The sequence below is a fragment of the bacterium genome, from assembly GCA_018814885.1.
Taxonomy (GTDB): domain Bacteria; phylum Krumholzibacteriota; class Krumholzibacteriia; order LZORAL124-64-63; family LZORAL124-64-63; genus JAHIYU01.
The window spans coordinates 14988-31428 of sequence record JAHIYU010000126.1 but is presented as its reverse complement, the minus strand read 5'-3'; the positions used below and the strand labels follow the sequence as shown (position 1 = coordinate 31428).

The window sequence follows — 16441 nt, the reverse complement described above, 5'->3', positions numbered from 1 at the left end:
ATCAAGGCGCTGGCCGCGATCTTGCACCAGGATGCTGGTCACGACGTTCATGAACACGACTCCCGGAGGGATTCCATGACCGGCCACAAGCCGACAGAACCTCGTAAACGGTACGACCTTAACGTCTCGATCATCATTCCCGTCTTCGACAAGCTGGAGCTGACCAGGCAATGCCTGGCCGCGCTCTGGAAGCACACGCCGGGCGACCGGTACGAGATCATCGTCGTGGATAACGGGTCCACCGACGGCACCGCCGAGTACCTGCGCGAGCTGGAGACCGAGGGGCTCGTCAGGGCCCTGATCCAGGAGGAGAACCAGGGCTTCGCGCGCGCCTGCAACCGGGGCGCCGCCGCCGCCCGGGGCCGTTACCTGCTGTTTCTGAACAACGATACCGAGGTGACCGACGGCTGGCTGTCCCCGCTCGTCCAGACCCTGGATCACGATCCCTACGTGGGGGCGGTCGGCAGCAAGCTGCTCTTCCCCGACGGGACCATCCAGCACGCGGGCGTGGCGCTGGTGCTCGAGGACCGCCCGCAGGGCCAGGTCTTCGGTGCGCGGCACGTACTGTACCGCAAGGCCGCCGACACCAAGGCCGCCAACCAGCCCCAGATCATGCGCGCCCTGACCGCCGCCTGCCTGATGGTGCGCAGCGACGTCTACTTCCAGGTGGTCGGCTTCGACGAGGCCTACTGGAACGGCAACGAGGACGTCGACATGTGCCTCAAGATGGGCGAGGCCGGCTGGCGTCTGGTCTACCGGCCCGAGAGCGTGGTCGTGCACCACGAGTCGCAGAGCGGCCGGGAGCGCTGGACCGGTCTGAGCGAGAATCAGAAGCGGCTCGACCGCCGCTGGCGGGGACGCGCGAAGCCCGACTACTACGTGAGCCTCGAGGGGGAGGCGCGGCCCGCGGAGGATTTCTCGATCCGCAGCTACGCGCCGCCGCGGGTTCGCTTCGAGAACGCCGCGCCCTGTCCCCAGGACCCGCCCACGGCGTCGGTGATCGTGCTGACCCACAACGCCCTGGAATACACCAAGCAATGCACCGACGCGCTGCTGCAGCACACCGATCCCCGCCACGAGATCGTCTTCGTGGACAACGCCAGCAGCGACGGCACCGTCGCGTGGCTGCGCGAGCTGGCCGCGCGCGAGGACCGCTGCCGGGCCGTCTACAACCAGGAGAACCTCGGCTACGCGGCCGGCAACAACATCGGTCTCGCCCGCGCCGGCGGCGACTACCTGGTGCTGCTCAACAGCGACGTGGTGGTCACCGCAGGGTGGCTCGACAAGCTGATCGCCTGCGCCGAGGCCCATCCCCAGGCGGGCGTGGTCGGGCCTGTCACCAACAGCATCACCGGGGTGCAGAAGCTGCCCAAGGTCGGCTACGACACGGAGACCCTGAAGGACCTGGATCTCTTCGCCAAGATGCACGGCGACGCGGTGGCCGGTCAGGACGAGCCGGCGCTGTGGGTGGTCGGCTTCTGCATGCTGATCAAGCGCGAGGTGATGACGCGCATCGGCGGCCTGGACGAGCGCTACGGCCTCGGCAACTTCGAGGACACCGACTACTGCCTGCGCAATTTCCTGGCCGGCTACCAGACGCTGATCGCGATGGACTGCTTCGTGCACCACTTCGGCAGCCGCAGCTTCGCAGCCGCCAGGGTGGACTACCGCAAGTCGCTGGAGACCAACTGGGAGATCTTCAAGGAGAAGTGGGGCATTCCCGCCGAGACGGCCTACGGCGAGAAGTTCGACCTGGAGGGCATCATCCTGGACGGGCACAACCCCGTGCTCCACTACCATCCCCTGCCGCGCGCGCGCGGCATGATGCCCATCGAGCCGACGCCGGCCGAGCTCGCCAAACGGCTGGGCGAGGGCGAGGACCTCTTCCGGGCCGGGCGCATCGCCGACGCGGAGACCCTCTTCCGCTACGCCCTGTATTGGAACGCCGACGACAGCCGCGCGGCCAACGACCTGGCCGTGGCGCTCTGGAAGCAGCAGCGGACGCGGGAGGCCGGCGCGGTGCTGGAGGACCTGCTGGTCCGCGAGCCCCGGAACGTGGACGCCCGCTACAACCTCGACGAGATCCGCAAGGAGCTGGCGGAGCGGGTCGAGACGCGCAGCGGCGAGGCGGCGCCGAAGCCGGAAGAGACGGTCGGGATCTAAGCGGGTCGCATCAATGACGAGAGAGGGGCCCCCGGACCATGTAGTGCGGGGGCCTTTTCAGAACTCCGCGCTCTTCGGCGTCCGCGGGAAAGGGATCACGTCGCGGATGTTCTGCAGGCCCGTGGCGTACATGATCGCGCGCTCGAAGCCCAGCCCGAAGCCGGCGTGGGGCACGGTGCCGTAGCGACGCAGGTCGCGGTACCACCAGTAAGGCTCCACGGGCAGGCCCATCTCGGCGATGCGCGCGTCGAGGACGTCCAGACGCTCCTCGCGCTGGCTGCCGCCGACGATCTCGCCGATGCCCGGCGCCAGCACGTCCATGGCGGCGACGGTGCGGCCGTCGTCGTTGAGGCGCATGTAGAAGGCCTTGATCTCCTTCGGATAGTTCATCAGCACGACCGGGCGGCCGACGTGTTCCTCGGTCAGCCAGCGCTCGTGCTCGGACTGCAGGTCGGCCCCCCAGCGCACCGGAAACTCGAACTTGGCGTCGGCACCTTCGAGGGCCTTGACCGCCTCGTCGTACTCCATGCGCGCGAAGCTCTTCTCCACGAAACGCTCCAGGCGCTCGGCGACGCCCTTCTGCACGTGCTTGTCGAAGAAGGCCATGTCGTCGGCGCGCTCGTCGAGCACCGACCTGTAGATGTAGTGCAGGTAGTCCTCGGCCAGGTCGGCGTCGTCGTTCAGGTCGGCGAAGGCCAGCTCGGGCTCGATCATCCAGAACTCGCAGAGGTGGCGCGAGGTGTTGGAGTTCTCGGCGCGGAAGGTGGGCCCGAAGGTGTAGACCTTCGACAGGGCGCAGCAGAAGTTCTCGACGTTGAGCTGCCCCGAGACGGTGAGGAAGGCTTCGCGGCCGAAGAAGTCCTCCGCGAAATCCACGCCGCCGTCCGCCGTGCGCGGCAGGTTGGCCAGGTCGAGGGTCGAGACGCGGAAAAGCTCCCCGGCGCCCTCCGCGTCGCTGGCCGTGATGATGGGCGTGTGGATCCAGTAGTAGCCGTGCTCGTGGAAGTAGCGGTGGGTGGCCTGGGCCAGGCAGTCCCGCACGCGGGTCACCGCGCCGAAGGTGTTCGTCCGCGGGCGCAGGTGGGCCTGCTCGCGCAGGTACTCGAAGCTGTGGCGCTTGGGCTGCATGGGATATGTCTCGGGATCCTCGACCCAGCCGACGACGGCGAGCGACGCGGCCCGGATCTCCACGCTCTGGCCCTTGCCCTGGGACTCGACCAGTTCGCCGGTGGCGCTCACGGAGCAGCCGGCGCTCAGCCGCTGGACCTCCCCTGCATAGTTGGCGAGGGAAGCCGGGGCCACGATCTGGATGGGGTCGAAGCAGGAGCCGTCGTGCACCTGGACGAAGCTCAGGCCCGCCTTCGAGTCGCGGCGCGAGCGGACCCATCCCCTGACGGTGACCTCGGTGCCCACCGGCACCTGGCCTGTCAGCAGCGCGGCAATGCTCTGTGCAGTCATGTCGTTCACCCCATGTCGCGAGTGCGTTCCGGACGATGGACGACATGATGGGCGATTGCGGGCCGGGGTGCAAGCCTCGGTCGAAGGCCGGTCAGGCGTATCCGAGCAGGCGGCCGCCCTGGTAGACCAGGAGGGAGACCAGGTAGGCCGCGGTGCTGAGGTAACCGACCATGAAGAGGGTCCAGCCCCAGCTGCCGGTTTCCCGGCGTGTGACGGCCAGCGTGCTCACGCACTGCATGGCGATCATGAAGAAGGCGATCAGGCTGACGCCCGTCAAAGGCGTCCAGAGGGGACGCCCGTCCGGCCGGCGGTCGCGGCGCATGGCCTCGCGCAGGCCGACGCTCTCCTCGTCGGCGCCCTCGCCGACGCCGTAGATCACGCCCATGGTGCCCACGAAGACCTCGCGCGCCGCGAAGGCCCCGATCAGGCCGACGCCGATCTTCCAGTCGAAGCCCAGCGGCTCGAGCACCGGTTCGAGGACGCTGCCGATCCGGCCCGCGAAGCTGTCCTGCAGCTGTGCGGCGTGCTGTCGCGGCGTACCCGCGGCCTCGCTGGCGATCAGGGAGGAACGCGGGAAGGAGAGCATGGCCCAGAGCACGACCGTCGCGACCAGGATCACCGACCCGGCGGTGGTCAGGAAGGCCGCCGTCCGCTCCAGGAGTACCTGCAGAACCGACCGGGGATCGGGCAGCCGATAGGGCGGCAGCTCCATCAGCAGCGGCCGCAGCTCGCCCCTGAGAACCGTGCGGCCCAGGAAGCTCGCCGCCAGCATCGCCATCCCCGAACTGAGGGTGTAGATCACGAACAGGACCAGGGTGCCGGTGCTCAAAAAACCGATCTTGTCGGCCGCGGGAAACACCAGGGCGATGATCAGGGTGTACACCGGCAGACGTGCCGAGCAGCTGATCAGCGGAATCGACAGGATCGTGAGCAGGCGGTCGCGGGTGTTGTCGATGGTGCGCGTGGCCATGATGGCGGGGATGGCGCAGGCGTAGCCGCTGAGCATCGGCACGAAGGCGTGGCCGTGCAGGCCGAGCCGGTTCATGAGCCGGTCGACGAGAAACGCCGCACGGGACAGGTAACCGGTCCCTTCCAGGATGGAGACGAACAGGAAGAGGAACAGGATCTGCGGCAGGAACACGACAACGGCCCCCACGCCGGAGATGATGCCGTCCGCGAGCAGCCCGCGCAGGAAACCGGCGGGCAGCGAAGTGCGGACCAAGCCGGCGAGGCGGGCAAAGGTGTTCTCGATGAAGCCGATCATGGGATCCGACCACGAGAACAGGGCCTGGAAGATCAGGCCCATGATCACCAGGAAGACCACGGACCCCCACAGCGGATGGGTGAGCACCGAATCGATCTTCTCGGTGGAATCACGGTGCCGCGGCTGGCGGCGCACGATCCCGGGCGTGATCCGGTCGATGGCCTCGAAACGGGCCGCTACCGATTCGCGGGCCAGGTCGCGGCCGGCGGCCGCGATACGCTCCTGCACCGCCAGGGTGTGCTCCCGGAGACGGGGGCGCACCTCGAGCTCGCTGCGCGGGTGCAGGCTGGTCAACAGCCAGAGGGCGAAGGCGCGGCGGCTGCCGGGTGTGTCCAGCCGGAAGCGGACCTCCTCGGCGATCAGCTCCTCGAATCCCTCCAGATCCGCCGTCAGCTCGTCCGCCGGCTCCCACTGCCAACCCGGACGCGGCGCATCGTCCAGGTTGCAGAGCAGTTCGTCGAGCGTCTCGCGGACCAGGCCCACGCCCTGCCGCCGGCGCGCGATGGTGCCCACGATGGGAATGCCGAATACCTTGCGCAAGGCGTCGAAATTGATGTCGACCCCGTCGTCGCGCGCGGCGTCGAGCATGTTGACGACGGCGACCACGGGGATCTCGAACTCGAGCACCTGCATCAGCAGGTAGAGGTTGCGCTCCAGGGCGGTGCCGTCGAGCACCAGCAGCACGACGTCGGGACGGCGCAGGCCCTTGCGGCCGAGCAGGGCGTTGATTGCCACCTCCTCGTCCGGGGATCGTGCCGTGAGACTGTAGGTGCCGGGCACGTCGATCAGGCGCACGCGTCCGGCATGCGGCAGGCGCATGTGGCCGGTGCGGATCTCGACGGTGATGCCCGGGTAGTTGCCGATGCGCGCGTTGGCGCCGGTCAGGGCATTGAAGAGGGTGGTCTTGCCCGAGTTGGGATTGCCCGCCACGGCGACCAGGAAATCGGAGGCGCGATGGACCGGAGTCGGGGCCATGGATTCCTCCGGGCCGGTCAGGTCGTCCGGCAGCGGATGAGCGCCGCTTCGCGCTTGCGGATGGACAGCCGCGTACCGCGCACCAGGATCTCGATGGGGTCGCCGAAGGGAGCTACCCGGAGCACCGAGACGTCGGCGCCGGGCGTGAGCCCCATTTCCATCAGGCGCAGGCGGAGGCCGTTGCAGGGATCGATGTCCAGCAATTTCGCGGAGGCGCCGGCCTGCAAGGTATCGAGCGTCATGGGACCGTCCTGGGGTACGAGCGACCCTGATTCTCTTCTTGAGGGTACAAGAATTGTTGGCAAACCAAAGATAGTGCGAAATCCCGGCGTGACAAGAGAATAATCTCGGAATCGACGGGCAGGGATCAGGGGGCGCCCGCGCCGACGCCCGCCCCGGATGCGGCGCGTTCGGCGACCAGGCCGGCGGCTTCGATCCGCGCGCCGACGGCATCCGCCCAGTCGGCAGCGCCGAAGACGCTGTCTTCCAGGCCGGTCAAGTGCCAGGCGGCGGCGCGCAGCGCCAGCGGCCCGCGCGGCGAGAGCGAAAGGGCCGCCAGATCGTCGCGAGAGGCGAGAGCGCGGAGGGTCGCGTCGAGCCAGCCTCGCGGCGGCAATTCCCGCGGCTCCAGCACCACCAGGTACGTACCGCCCGCCGTACCGACGGCAGCGGCCACCGCATCGCCCGTGCTGTCGCGCGGTAGCACCAGGTTGGCGGCGCCGGCTGCGGCCCGCGCCAGGTATGTCCGCGTTGCAGGATCCGGACCCGCCCCGCCGAAGACATATTCGTGCGGGTAGGCGAGTTCCTCCCGCGCCAGGGCCGAGAGCGCGGACAGCAGCTCGGGCAGACCACCGGCTTCGCGCACCAGCAGCGAGACCTCCGGCGCGGTCGCGCCGGCGGCCGGATCCAGTTCCGCGGCGTCCACATGTCCACAGGGTGGCGCGTATCCCTTCCAGAGCCCCAGACGCCTAGCGTCCTCCCGCACGTAGCTCCAGGCCGTTTCCGCCCTCCGCACGAATTCCTCGATGCGGCACGACTGGCCCTCGTGTTGCCGGAACCGGCTCAGGGACGTCGCGAGCAGGACCAGATCGCCCTTGCTCAACAGGTTCAACCACATGGCGACGTCGCCGTTCATCGGCGCGCGCCGGCCGGCGAAGCTCATGGGCGACGGCCGCACGGCCGCCAGGTCGCGTCTGCGGAACATGGCGCTGGTCGGCTCTCCGATCAGGTTCTGCTTGCGGGCCAGCAGCAGGATGGCGGCGTTGGTCCCCGTCAGCCGCACGTCGATCTCGGCCAGCGGCTTGTTGAAGGTGTCCGGCAGGACCTCTCCCCGCTCGTCGATCAGCTTCCGGTAGGCCGACACCAGGCTGACGTCGTGGTGGCGCGCCAGGACGTCCGCCATGACCTCGACGCAGGACGGCTCCAGCAGGTCGTCGTCGGCCAGGCACTTGACGTATTCGCCCCGGGCGCGCGCGAGCAGCTCGCGATAGTTCTCGGCCTCGCCCAGGTTCCCGGGGTTGCGGTGGTAGAAGATGCGCGGATCGGCGGACATGCGCGCCAGCGCGAGCCGTTCGATCTCGGGACCGCCGCTGTCGTCGCCGACCAGGATCTCCAGGTTCGACCAGGTCTGGCGGCAGGCGCTGTCCAGGGCCTCGGCGAAGAAGCGCGGGTTGTAGGCGGGGATCAGGACGCTCACCAGCGGCACCGGGCACCCGTCCGCCGGGGGCGGCTTGCGGAATTCCATGATCAGGTGCGCTCCCGCGCGCGTTTCGAGCCCCCGCAGGTGGGGCCGGTCGCTGGCGCCGGACTCGCGCCTGCCCAGGGACGCGAGACCGGCCAGGTCGGCCAGGCGCGTCAGTTCCCGCTCGTCGACCACCCATTTGTGGTCCCAGTCGCGCATGCCGACGTTCAGCATCTCGCAGGGATTCGCCAGCCAGTCGTAGCCGTGGGCCTTCAGGCCGCAACGCGCGAGCCAGTCGTCGGCGAGGTAGCAGCGGACCATCTCCGCCAGGTCCGGCGTGGAGACGCGCATGACGCCGCCGGGTACCAGGACGCGGCGGCACTCGCGCAGGAAGGACATCAGTTCGGCCTGCGTCAGGTGTTCGATGAAGTGTTCGCTGTGGATCGCGTCGACCGTGTTGTCGGCGCAGGGCAGACCGCGCCGCACGTCCAGCGCGAGGTCGGCGTCGCGGCCGAGATCGAGATTCACGAAACCGGGCAGCGGCTCGTCGCCGCAGCCCACGTTCAGCAGCACGTCAGCCACGCGCGCCGCCTCCCTTCCCGGGCCTCGCCGCCCAGCCGGCTCGGATCTCCGGCGCGTGGGCGACGAAGTCGTCCAGCAGGGAGCAGATGCGGGTCACGTCGGACGCGCTCACGGCGCCGCCGGTCGGCAACGCCAGCACGCGTCCGCAGACCCGTTCGGTGCGCGGCAGGAGATGTCCGGCGTGTGGATACAGCGAGCGGTACGGCTCCATGCGATGGCAGCCTGGATGGAAGTACCGTCTGGCCAGCACGTTCTCCGCGTGCAGCAGCTCCACCAGCTGGTCCCGCGAGAGTCCGGCCGCGCACCGGTCGATCTCCACGATCGCATACTGCCGGTTGCTGTCTTCCCGCGCGTCGTAACCCATCAGGTCCAGGCCCGGAATCTCCCGCAGGAGCCTGCGGTAGGTCTCGTGACGGCGGCGGTTCGTCTCCACCAACCCGGCCTCGGCCTCCAGGGAGGTCAGTCCCATCGCCGCGGCCATCTCGTTCATCTTGCCGTTGATGCCGATATGGACGACGCGATCGAGCCCCTCGAAGCCGAAGTTCTGCATGAGCCTCACCTTGCGCGCCAGCCCGGCGTCGTCGGTGACGACGGCGCCGCCCTCGCCGGAATTGACGAGCTTGGTGGCGTGGAAGCTCAGCACCTCGCAGCGTCCGAAGCCCCCGACCGGCCTGCCGCGGCGAGTGCAGCCGAAGGCGTGCGCCGCATCGAAGAGCAGCGCCAGGCCGTGACGGTCGGCCACGCGCTGCAGGGCCTCGACCTGCGCCGGCCGGCCGAAGAGATGGACCCCGATGATGCCCGTGGTGCGCGGCGTGACGAGCGCGGCGATCCGGGCCGGATCGATATTGTAGCCGTCGGGCTCGATGTCGCAGAAGACGGGGGTGATGCGCTGCCATTGCAGGGCGTGCGCGGTCGCCACGAAGGTGAACGAGGGCAGGATGACCTCGCCGGAGAGCCCCAGCGCCCGCACGGCGATCTCCAGCGCCGTAGTGCCGTTGCACATGGCGACGCAGTGGCCGACGCCGAGCCGCGCGGCGATCCGGCCCTCGAACTCCTCCACCAGGGGGCCGCGGTTGGTCAGCCAGCGGCGGTCCAGAGCCTCGCCGATGCGCCTGAAGAGCGCAGCGCGGTCGCCGGGGCTGGGCGCACCGACGTGGCGGGGAGCCGAGAAGGCCGGCTCGCCGCCGAAAAGGGCCGGTCGCCCGGTCCTTGCGCGGGCAGTCATCGCAGTGGCCAAGAGTTCCTCCGGATCTGGTCCGCCGTGACGATTGCAAGGCATGGACCAGTCGGGAGATACGTTCCGGGGGCGCGCGGCCTCTGTATGCGGCGACAAGTGGCCAGTTACCGACCAGTCGGCTGCCGGGAACAGCCACCCGGGAAGCACGAGCCGGCGGTCGCTCCAGCGGTTGCGCGACCCCGCGCCTGGTACGCCGGTTGCGAGGGGAACGGACGGGTCGTCACGTCCGGTCAAAGGAGATCTCGATGTCCGAGCGGCCGCGCCTGTCCATCTGCATGATCGTCCGGGACGAGGAGTCGATGCTGCCCGGCCTGCTGAAAAGCGTGGCCGGACTCTGGGACGAGCTCTGCGTCGTGGACACCGGGTCGGTCGACGGCACGATCGGGCTGCTGGCGGCGGCGGGGGCCGCCACGAGACGCATGGCCTGGCGCGACGATTTCGCCGCCGCGCGCAACGCCAGCCTGGACATGGCCGGCGGCGACTGGATCGTCTTCCTGGACGCGGACGAACGCGTGTCCCCGGAACTGGCCGCCTCGGTGCGCGGCCTGCTGGACGACGACGCGGCAGGCGCCGCGACAGTCCTGCTGCGGGACGAATTGCCCCACGGGCACAGGCGCGAGTCGCGTCTGCTGCGCCTCTTCCGGCGCGACCCCTCCATCCGCTTCGTCCACGACATCCACGAGGATCCAACCGCCTCGGTCCGCGCGTACCTGGCGCGCACCGGTCGCGAGCTGCGCCGGCTCGAAGGCGTGCTGGAACACCTGGGCTACGTGCGCGACGTGGCCGCCGCACGCGACAAGCGGCACCGCGATCTCCGTCTGCTGGAGCGCTGCGTCGCGGAAAACCCCCGGGACTGGTACAGCCGCTACAAGATCCTCGAGCAGGCGCGCTTCTGGAACGATCGCGAGGCGTGGCGGACGGCGGCGGATGCGACCGTGCGGGCCTTCGACGCCGCGGGGACGGCGGCCCTCACGGACTTTCCCTTCCTGGGCGACCTGACCGTCCTGACGGCGCAGGGCCTGCACGACGATCCGCGACGCGAGCTGGCCTGGTTGGAACGCTGGCGCGCACTGGCCGGCCGTTCGCCGGAATACCGTCTGAGACGGGGCGTGCTGCTGGAGGCCAGCGGACGCGGCGACGAGGCCGCATCCGAGTTCGGCGCCTGTCTGGACCTGACCTCGGCGCACCTGGCGCAGAACGTCACGGTGCGGCCCCTGCTGGGGCTGTGCCGCCTCGCGGCGGCGGCGGGCGACCTCGCCGGCGCCCTCGGTCTCGCGGAGCGGGCCCTCGACCACAACGCGCGCGATCCGGAGGGGCTGCTCGCCGCCGTCTCCTTCGCCGGCACCGGCGGCGTCCTGCCCGACTTCATCGCGCGACACAGGCAGCGCCGCGGCGAGAGCCTCGAGCTGGCGCAGGCCCTGCTGGTCTACGGCGAGATCGAGACGGCCCGCAACATGGCGTGCCGGTTGTCGGCACGTTGGCCGGCAGCGAGCCTGGGCGTGCTGGTCTGCGACCTGATCGGCGGTCGCGACAGCGATCTGGCGGTCGATCTCGGACGGGCCGAGGCCGATGCGGCACTCGAACAGTGGCTGACGGCGCTCTGGCGCTCGCGCCGGACGGACCTGATGCGCGCCTTCGCGGAGAACGCCTCCACCGCGACGGACGCCTTCCCCTGGCTGCCAGCGTGGCTCGAGTCGCAGACGGCGGCGCCGACCCATGCCTGAGGCGGCTTCTCGCATTCGGCGCGCGATTGCGGTAGAATCGACCGCATGATCGATCCTCGACACGACGACAGGAGCGACGTGGGTCGTCTGCGCGCCACCAACGAGGCGCTGCGGACGATCAACGCCCTGACCGACGAGCTGTACCGCGCGCCGAACCTCGAGACGCTCGCGCGACGCGCGGTCACGTCCCTGATGCTGTACAGCGAATCCCCCTCGGTGAGCTTCTTCCTCTACCACGGGACCACCGGCGAGCTGGAGCTGCTCCATGCGCGCAAGTTCACCGAGGAGACCACCGCGGTCATCCGCATGCACCCCACGCGGGGCACGCTCAGCGGCCGCGCGGTGAGCACGCGCGAGGTTGTCGTGTGCGGGAACATGCAGACCGAACCGACCCTCTCCCCGTCCCTGCGCGAGGCCTCCCGGCGGGAGGGCGTCGGCTGCGGCATCTCGATCCCCCTGCTCTTCGAGGACCGCGCCCTGGGCGCCATCAACCTGATCTTCCACGGTCCCCGCGACGTGTCGGCGGCGGAAAGGGACATCCTGCGCTCCATCGGTCAGACCGTCGGTCTGGCCGTGGCGAACGCCCTCTACGTGGCGCGGATCGAGACGGAGATCCGCCAGCGGCGGCTGGCGGAGGCGGAGCTACAACGCCACCACGACCATCTCGAGGAGCTGGTGGCCGACCGCACCGCCGAGCTGGCCCGGGCCCGCGACCGAGCCGAGGAGTCGGACCGCCTCAAGTCGGTGTTCCTGGCCGCCATCTCCCACGAGCTGCGCACGCCGCTGAATTCCATCCTCGGCTTCACGACCACGGTGTCGAGCGAGATGGCCGGTCCCGTCAACGAGGAGCAGGCCCGGCAACTGGGCTTCGTGCGCGCCAGCGCCGATCACCTGCTGTCGGTGATCAACGACCTGCTCGACCTCTCGCAGATGGAAGCCGGCAGGATGGAGCCGGTGCCGGAACCGATCGACCTGTCCACCCTGATCGACCAGACGATCAGCACCGTGGAGCCGCTGGCTTGCGACAAGGGCCTGACCGTCCGCGCCGACTGCGGCAAGGAGCGTTGCACTATCGTCAGCGACCGGCGGCGCGTGGCCCAGGTGCTGTTGAACCTTGCGGACAACGCCGTGAAGTTCTCGTCCGCGGGGGAAATCCTCATCCGCTGCCGGTGCGGCGAACGGTCGGCGCGCATCGAGGTGATCGATCCGGGGATCGGCATCGCCCCGGAGGATCTGGGCAGCCTGTTCAAACCCTTCTCGCAACTGGACGCGATCGCCTCGCGCAGCTACGCAGGGACGGGGCTGGGCCTGTCCATCAGCAAGCGCCTGGTGGAGCTGCTCGGGGGGGAAATCGGCGTCGAGAGCGAACCGGGGCGCGGCAGCGCCTTCCACTTCACGCTGCCGCGGTGATGATCGTCTAACGGACCAGCATGATCTTATCGACCGCCGTGCCCGCCGCGGAGCGCACCCGGCAGAAGTAGACGCCGGCGGGAGCCGGCCGGCCCGTCTCGTCGGCGCCGTCCCATGGCACGCCGTGGGGACCGGCGGCCATCACGCCCGCGGTCAGGGTCCGGATGCGCCGGCCCGCCAGGTCGTAGACCACGATCTCCGTGCGGCCCGACGCCGGCAGGACGAAGCTGATCCGCGTGCTGCCCGCCGCCGGATTGGGGTAGGCGCGGGGCGCGACCGCGACGGCCCGGCCGTCGTCCACGCCGGTGGTCGGCTCGACCTGCACGCCGCCGTCGTGATAGGTCGGCGCCGGCGTCACCGAGTAGCCAGAGCAGTCGTTCCAGTGGCCGTCGAACGCCCCCTCGCTGCCGAAGGGCAGCGCGGCCAGTCCCTCCGGCGCGTCCGGCAGAACGTCGAAGAGCAGATGGAAGAGGGGCGGTCCGGGATCGCCGGCGACCGGGTCGATGCAGTCGGGATAATCGACGGCCCAACCGTGCACGTAGACGTGGTCGCCCTCGACGCGGGTGGGGTAGTAGCCGTACCAGAACCCTCCCCTGTCGGCCACCAGGTCGACGTAGGCGAGCCTGGTCTCGTCGAAGATCAGCAGGTTGAAGTACTCGAGCAGCTCGACCTCGTTGTGGGCATGGACGTCCACCCGGACGGATGTGTCGCCCGGTTCCGCGTCCACGGTCTGCACCGTCACCACGTTGGCGGCGAGAGCCGGCAGAGCGGCGAGCGAGACGGCGACGACGAACAGGCGTCTGATGAAAGCACTCATGTCCTCTCCCCCGCGACATGCCGCGATCAACGCAGCGGTTTCTCCTCCGCGTCATCATAGCATACGCGGGGTGTGATGCAGACATCCAGCTCGGTTTTCTGGATCCGACGCGATGAGGCGGTGGAAAGGGAGACCCGGAGTCACCCCCGGGGCCCGGTTGAGGTGAACGGATCGGCCGTTACCGCAGCAGGACCATCTTGACGGTCTTGTGGGCGCCATCCGTATACAGGTTCGCGAAGTAGACGCCGGTCGGCAGGGCCAGACCGTCGTCGTCGAGACCGTCCCAGACGGCCGTCTGCGTACCGCCTGACACGAAGCCGTCTACCAGCGTGCGCACCCGGCGACCCATCACGTCGAAGATGTCCAGACGCACTTGGCCGCCGTCGGCGAGCACGTAGTACTTGATCTCCGTGCGCGGGTTGAAGGGGTTGGGCACGTTCTGGTGCAAACCGACACGCTCGGGCCGACCCTGCTCGGGCACGGCCGTGATCATGTCCTCCATGATGGCGAAGGCCAGGTCGATGGATTGCCCCCCCAGCACGTGCCCGGGCGGATAGCGCAGCTCGAACCACGGGCCGGGATAGGGCTCCTCGCCCAGGCCCCAGACCGCATCATCGTTCCAGTGATCCAGAGACGTCTTCCAGCCGAACTGGGTATTGCCGTCCAAGGGGAACGCCTTGAGGTCGAGCCAGTATACCACCGGCTCGAGCCCAGAACCTTCCTGTTGGAAGGCCAGGTGCGGATCGATATGGAACTTGTAGAGCCAGCAGGTCCAATCACCCGGCATTTCGTACAACTCGGGCGGGTACATCCATCCCTCCTCGATGTCGCCGGCGTACATCTCCACCTCGAACTCGCCGGGGTCGAACTCGTACCACCACAGGACATCGCCAGGCATGCTGTATTCTGCTATCTGTCCGTCGGGAACGTCCGCATGGATGCTGAGCACGAACCGCACCGCCGTCGGGTCCTCGGTGAAGGGTAGGAGGTCGTCCCGCCACGAGCCCCAGATGTGGAAGTCGGTCAACGGCCCCTCCCAAGTGCAATGGAAATCATCGGCCAGGAGATAATCATCGCCCCAGAACGCCATGCACGCGGCCACGTCGATGCCCGAGAGACCAAAGTCGGGACTCTGGAGCCACTTCATCACGTACTTGTCGTCGATCATGATCAGGTAGTCCTCGACCTCGCCGTCCTGGGCCGGACCGTCGGGCGGCAGGCCGCCCAGGGAACTGAGGCGGAATCTCGCAAAGGTATCAGTGTTCGGCGGTGCGCTCGCCGGCACATTGAAGATGAAGGTGTTGACACCGGGTACGACCAGCACCGAGGCCAGGATGTGGTCCGAGGCTTCGAGCCAGCTCTGGTTGAGGTCGAAATCGACCCAGGCGTCCACGAGACCGGGCGCCGAGGCGACGATGTCGACGGTCGCCGGGTAGCCGGGATACAACGGACTGGTGAAGGTCACGCCGTCCTCGTCGTCCAGACCGGCGTTGTCGTCGCCGGTAGCCGTAGCGTCGGGCTGTCCATCGTTCTCGGTGTCAATCTGGCCGCCCAGGAAGAAACCTGGTACGACGAAGTGGTTGGCGCCGTTGCTGACCAGCAAGGTCGGATAGTCGAGGGCGCCGGGTCCGTCGGGCGCGTCGCCCCAGTCGAGCGTTTCCTGGGCATCCACGATCTCGACCTGGTAGTCCTCCACCTCGCCAGAGTAGCCGTGGCCGTCGAAGGAGATTACAGCGGCTAATGGGGTTAAGCGGAAGCGCGCGAAAGTAGTGCCGAGTGAGGCACTCAAAGGCACGATGAAGGTCAGGGTGTTGACGCCAGAGACCACATTCTCTCCTAAGAAGACCTCATCATCGGCATCGGCCCAGTCGCCGTCGATGTCGTAGTCGATCCAACCATAGAAGTACCCCCCACCTTGGGCAGTCACATCGATGGTGGTGGGCAATCCCGGGATGAGGGCGGAGTTGAAAACCACCCCGTCCTCGTCGTCGTTGCCGTCGTTGTCGTCGCCCAAGGCGTTGGGATCGGGCTGGCCGTCGGGTTCGGAATCGACGCCGGCTCCCAGGTACCAGTCGGCATCGATGTCGTGACGGGCTCCGTTGTTGGCCAGCAGAGTCGCAAAGCCGTGGGCGCCGACCGCGTCGGGCGCGTCGCCGAAGTCGTCCGGGTCGGGCTGTTCCTCGCCCACGATGACAAAGGCCAGGTCGACGGACTGGCCGCCCAGCCCGTGCTGCGCCGGATAGATCAGCTCGCTCCACGGCCCCGGATACGGCTCGCTGCCGCTGCCCCACACCGCGTCGTCGTTCCAGTGGTCCAGCGATGCCCTCCAGCCGAAGGCGGTTTCCGGGTCCTCCGGGACGGCCTTGATGTCCAGCCAGTAGATGACGGGCTGTCCTGGCGTACCTACCTGCAGAAAGGCCTCGTCGGGGGGGATGTCGAAGTTATACTGCCAGCACACGTTGGAGCCATCGGGATCGTATATGAAGGACGGGAAAATCCAACCCGCCAGCAAACCTGCCGGCCAGACACGGGAGCTGAATTCGCCGGGCTGGAACTCGTGGTGCCAGAGCACTTCGCCGGGAATGCTGTAGCCGTCCGGGTTCTGATCAGCGGGGATGTCGGTATGGATGCTCAAGGTGAAGGTGACGCTATCTGGCCATTCGAAGAACGGATAATGATCATTGTACCACGCCCCCCAGATGTGGATTTTCGTGATGCGACCGGTTTCGGTGCACTCGAAGTCGTCGGCGAGAATGTAGTAGTGGATGGGCGGTGAGCAGCTGACGTCGAGGGCGGTGATGTTGAGGTCTGGGAACTGGACCCACTTGGCGGACATCTCCGGGTTCCAGTCCGCAGGGGCGGGCGCCGCCAGCAGCAAGACCAGCAACGCGAGGGCTGATGCACCAGTACGTGACATGATCGACCCCCCTTGGTGAAATAGCGCGACACGACGAATGCCGGCCACGATCATGAAGAGATTGGCTTTCCTTCCTGTTGTTTGGCGGAAGTCCATGGGCCGACTGCAAGAATGCGCCGCAACTAAGCTGGCAAAGCCTTTTTCAGCTACGAGTATACTAACACAAACGATGGTAACGAGGGGACGGGCCTTACTCGAACACCCCACAGCCGC

Annotated in this window: 10 protein-coding genes; 3 read left to right on the top strand and 7 right to left on the bottom strand. The window is 68.3% G+C overall.

The annotated features are described in order from the left end of the window. Positions 1 to 75: 75 nt before the first annotated feature. Positions 76 to 2163: a glycosyltransferase gene (locus tag KJ554_08875; GenBank protein ID MBU0742445.1), complete on the top strand. Its 2088-nt coding sequence runs from the start codon at positions 76 to 78 to the stop codon at positions 2161 to 2163. Positions 2164 to 2220: 57 nt separating this feature from the next. Here KJ554_08875 and asnS read toward each other — a convergent pair whose 3' ends face one another. The 5 genes from asnS to KJ554_08850 form a co-directional block, all read right to left on the bottom strand. After that, entirely contained in the window at positions 2221 to 3621 is a 1401-nt protein-coding gene (gene asnS, locus KJ554_08870; protein ID MBU0742444.1) for an asparagine--tRNA ligase, read from the bottom strand. 91 nt (positions 3622 to 3712) lie between these two features. Beyond that, the gene (gene feoB, locus KJ554_08865; GenBank protein MBU0742443.1) at positions 3713 to 5860 is read right to left on the bottom strand and encodes a ferrous iron transport protein B; all 2148 of its coding nucleotides are present in this window, start codon (positions 5858 to 5860) and stop codon (positions 3713 to 3715) included. 17 nt (positions 5861 to 5877) lie between these two features. Beyond that, on the bottom strand, positions 5878 to 6102 hold the full coding sequence (locus tag KJ554_08860) for a ferrous iron transport protein A (GenBank protein MBU0742442.1): 225 nt from the start codon (positions 6100 to 6102) through the stop codon (positions 5878 to 5880). Positions 6103 to 6227: 125 nt separating this feature from the next. Then, positions 6228 to 8123 carry a glycosyltransferase gene (locus KJ554_08855; GenBank protein MBU0742441.1) on the bottom strand — a complete coding sequence of 632 codons (1896 nt, stop codon included), beginning with the start codon at positions 8121 to 8123 and terminating at the stop codon, positions 6228 to 6230. Beyond that, complete coding sequence (locus KJ554_08850; protein MBU0742440.1) at positions 8116 to 9348, bottom strand: DegT/DnrJ/EryC1/StrS family aminotransferase; 1233 nt, start codon at positions 9346 to 9348, stop codon at positions 8116 to 8118. Before KJ554_08850 ends, KJ554_08855 begins: the two co-directional genes overlap by 8 nt. A gap of 257 nt (positions 9349 to 9605) precedes the next feature. Here KJ554_08850 and KJ554_08845 point away from each other — a divergent pair, with 257 nt between their 5' ends. Both KJ554_08845 and KJ554_08840 read left to right on the top strand, forming a co-directional pair. Then, positions 9606 to 11084 (top strand): glycosyltransferase family 2 protein, encoded by a 1479-nt coding sequence (locus tag KJ554_08845; GenBank protein MBU0742439.1) that lies wholly within the window; start codon positions 9606 to 9608, stop codon positions 11082 to 11084. A gap of 45 nt (positions 11085 to 11129) precedes the next feature. Continuing rightward, the gene (locus tag KJ554_08840; GenBank protein ID MBU0742438.1) at positions 11130 to 12494 is read left to right on the top strand and encodes a GAF domain-containing protein; all 1365 of its coding nucleotides are present in this window, start codon (positions 11130 to 11132) and stop codon (positions 12492 to 12494) included. Positions 12495 to 12501: 7 nt separating this feature from the next. Here KJ554_08840 and KJ554_08835 read toward each other — a convergent pair whose 3' ends face one another. Together KJ554_08835 and KJ554_08830 are read right to left on the bottom strand one after the other, a co-directional pair. Next, the gene (locus KJ554_08835; protein MBU0742437.1) at positions 12502 to 13311 is read right to left on the bottom strand and encodes a T9SS type A sorting domain-containing protein; all 810 of its coding nucleotides are present in this window, start codon (positions 13309 to 13311) and stop codon (positions 12502 to 12504) included. A gap of 178 nt (positions 13312 to 13489) precedes the next feature. Continuing rightward, positions 13490 to 16228: a hypothetical protein gene (locus tag KJ554_08830; protein MBU0742436.1), complete on the bottom strand. Its 2739-nt coding sequence runs from the start codon at positions 16226 to 16228 to the stop codon at positions 13490 to 13492. Positions 16229 to 16441: the final 213 nt, after the last annotated feature.

Coding starts and splice junctions, on each gene's coding strand:
- KJ554_08875 (MBU0742445.1), top strand. CDS start 76: ATGACCGGCCACAAGCCGACAGAACCTCGTAAACGGTACGACCTTAAC.
- asnS (MBU0742444.1), bottom strand. CDS start 3,621: ATGACTGCACAGAGCATTGCCGCGCTGCTGACAGGCCAGGTGCCGGTG.
- feoB (MBU0742443.1), bottom strand. CDS start 5,860: ATGGCCCCGACTCCGGTCCATCGCGCCTCCGATTTCCTGGTCGCCGTG.
- KJ554_08860 (MBU0742442.1), bottom strand. CDS start 6,102: ATGACGCTCGATACCTTGCAGGCCGGCGCCTCCGCGAAATTGCTGGAC.
- KJ554_08850 (MBU0742440.1), bottom strand. CDS start 9,348: ATGACTGCCCGCGCAAGGACCGGGCGACCGGCCCTTTTCGGCGGCGAG.
- KJ554_08845 (MBU0742439.1), top strand. CDS start 9,606: ATGTCCGAGCGGCCGCGCCTGTCCATCTGCATGATCGTCCGGGACGAG.
- KJ554_08840 (MBU0742438.1), top strand. CDS start 11,130: ATGATCGATCCTCGACACGACGACAGGAGCGACGTGGGTCGTCTGCGC.
- KJ554_08835 (MBU0742437.1), bottom strand. CDS start 13,311: ATGAGTGCTTTCATCAGACGCCTGTTCGTCGTCGCCGTCTCGCTCGCC.
- KJ554_08830 (MBU0742436.1), bottom strand. CDS start 16,228: ATGTCACGTACTGGTGCATCAGCCCTCGCGTTGCTGGTCTTGCTGCTG.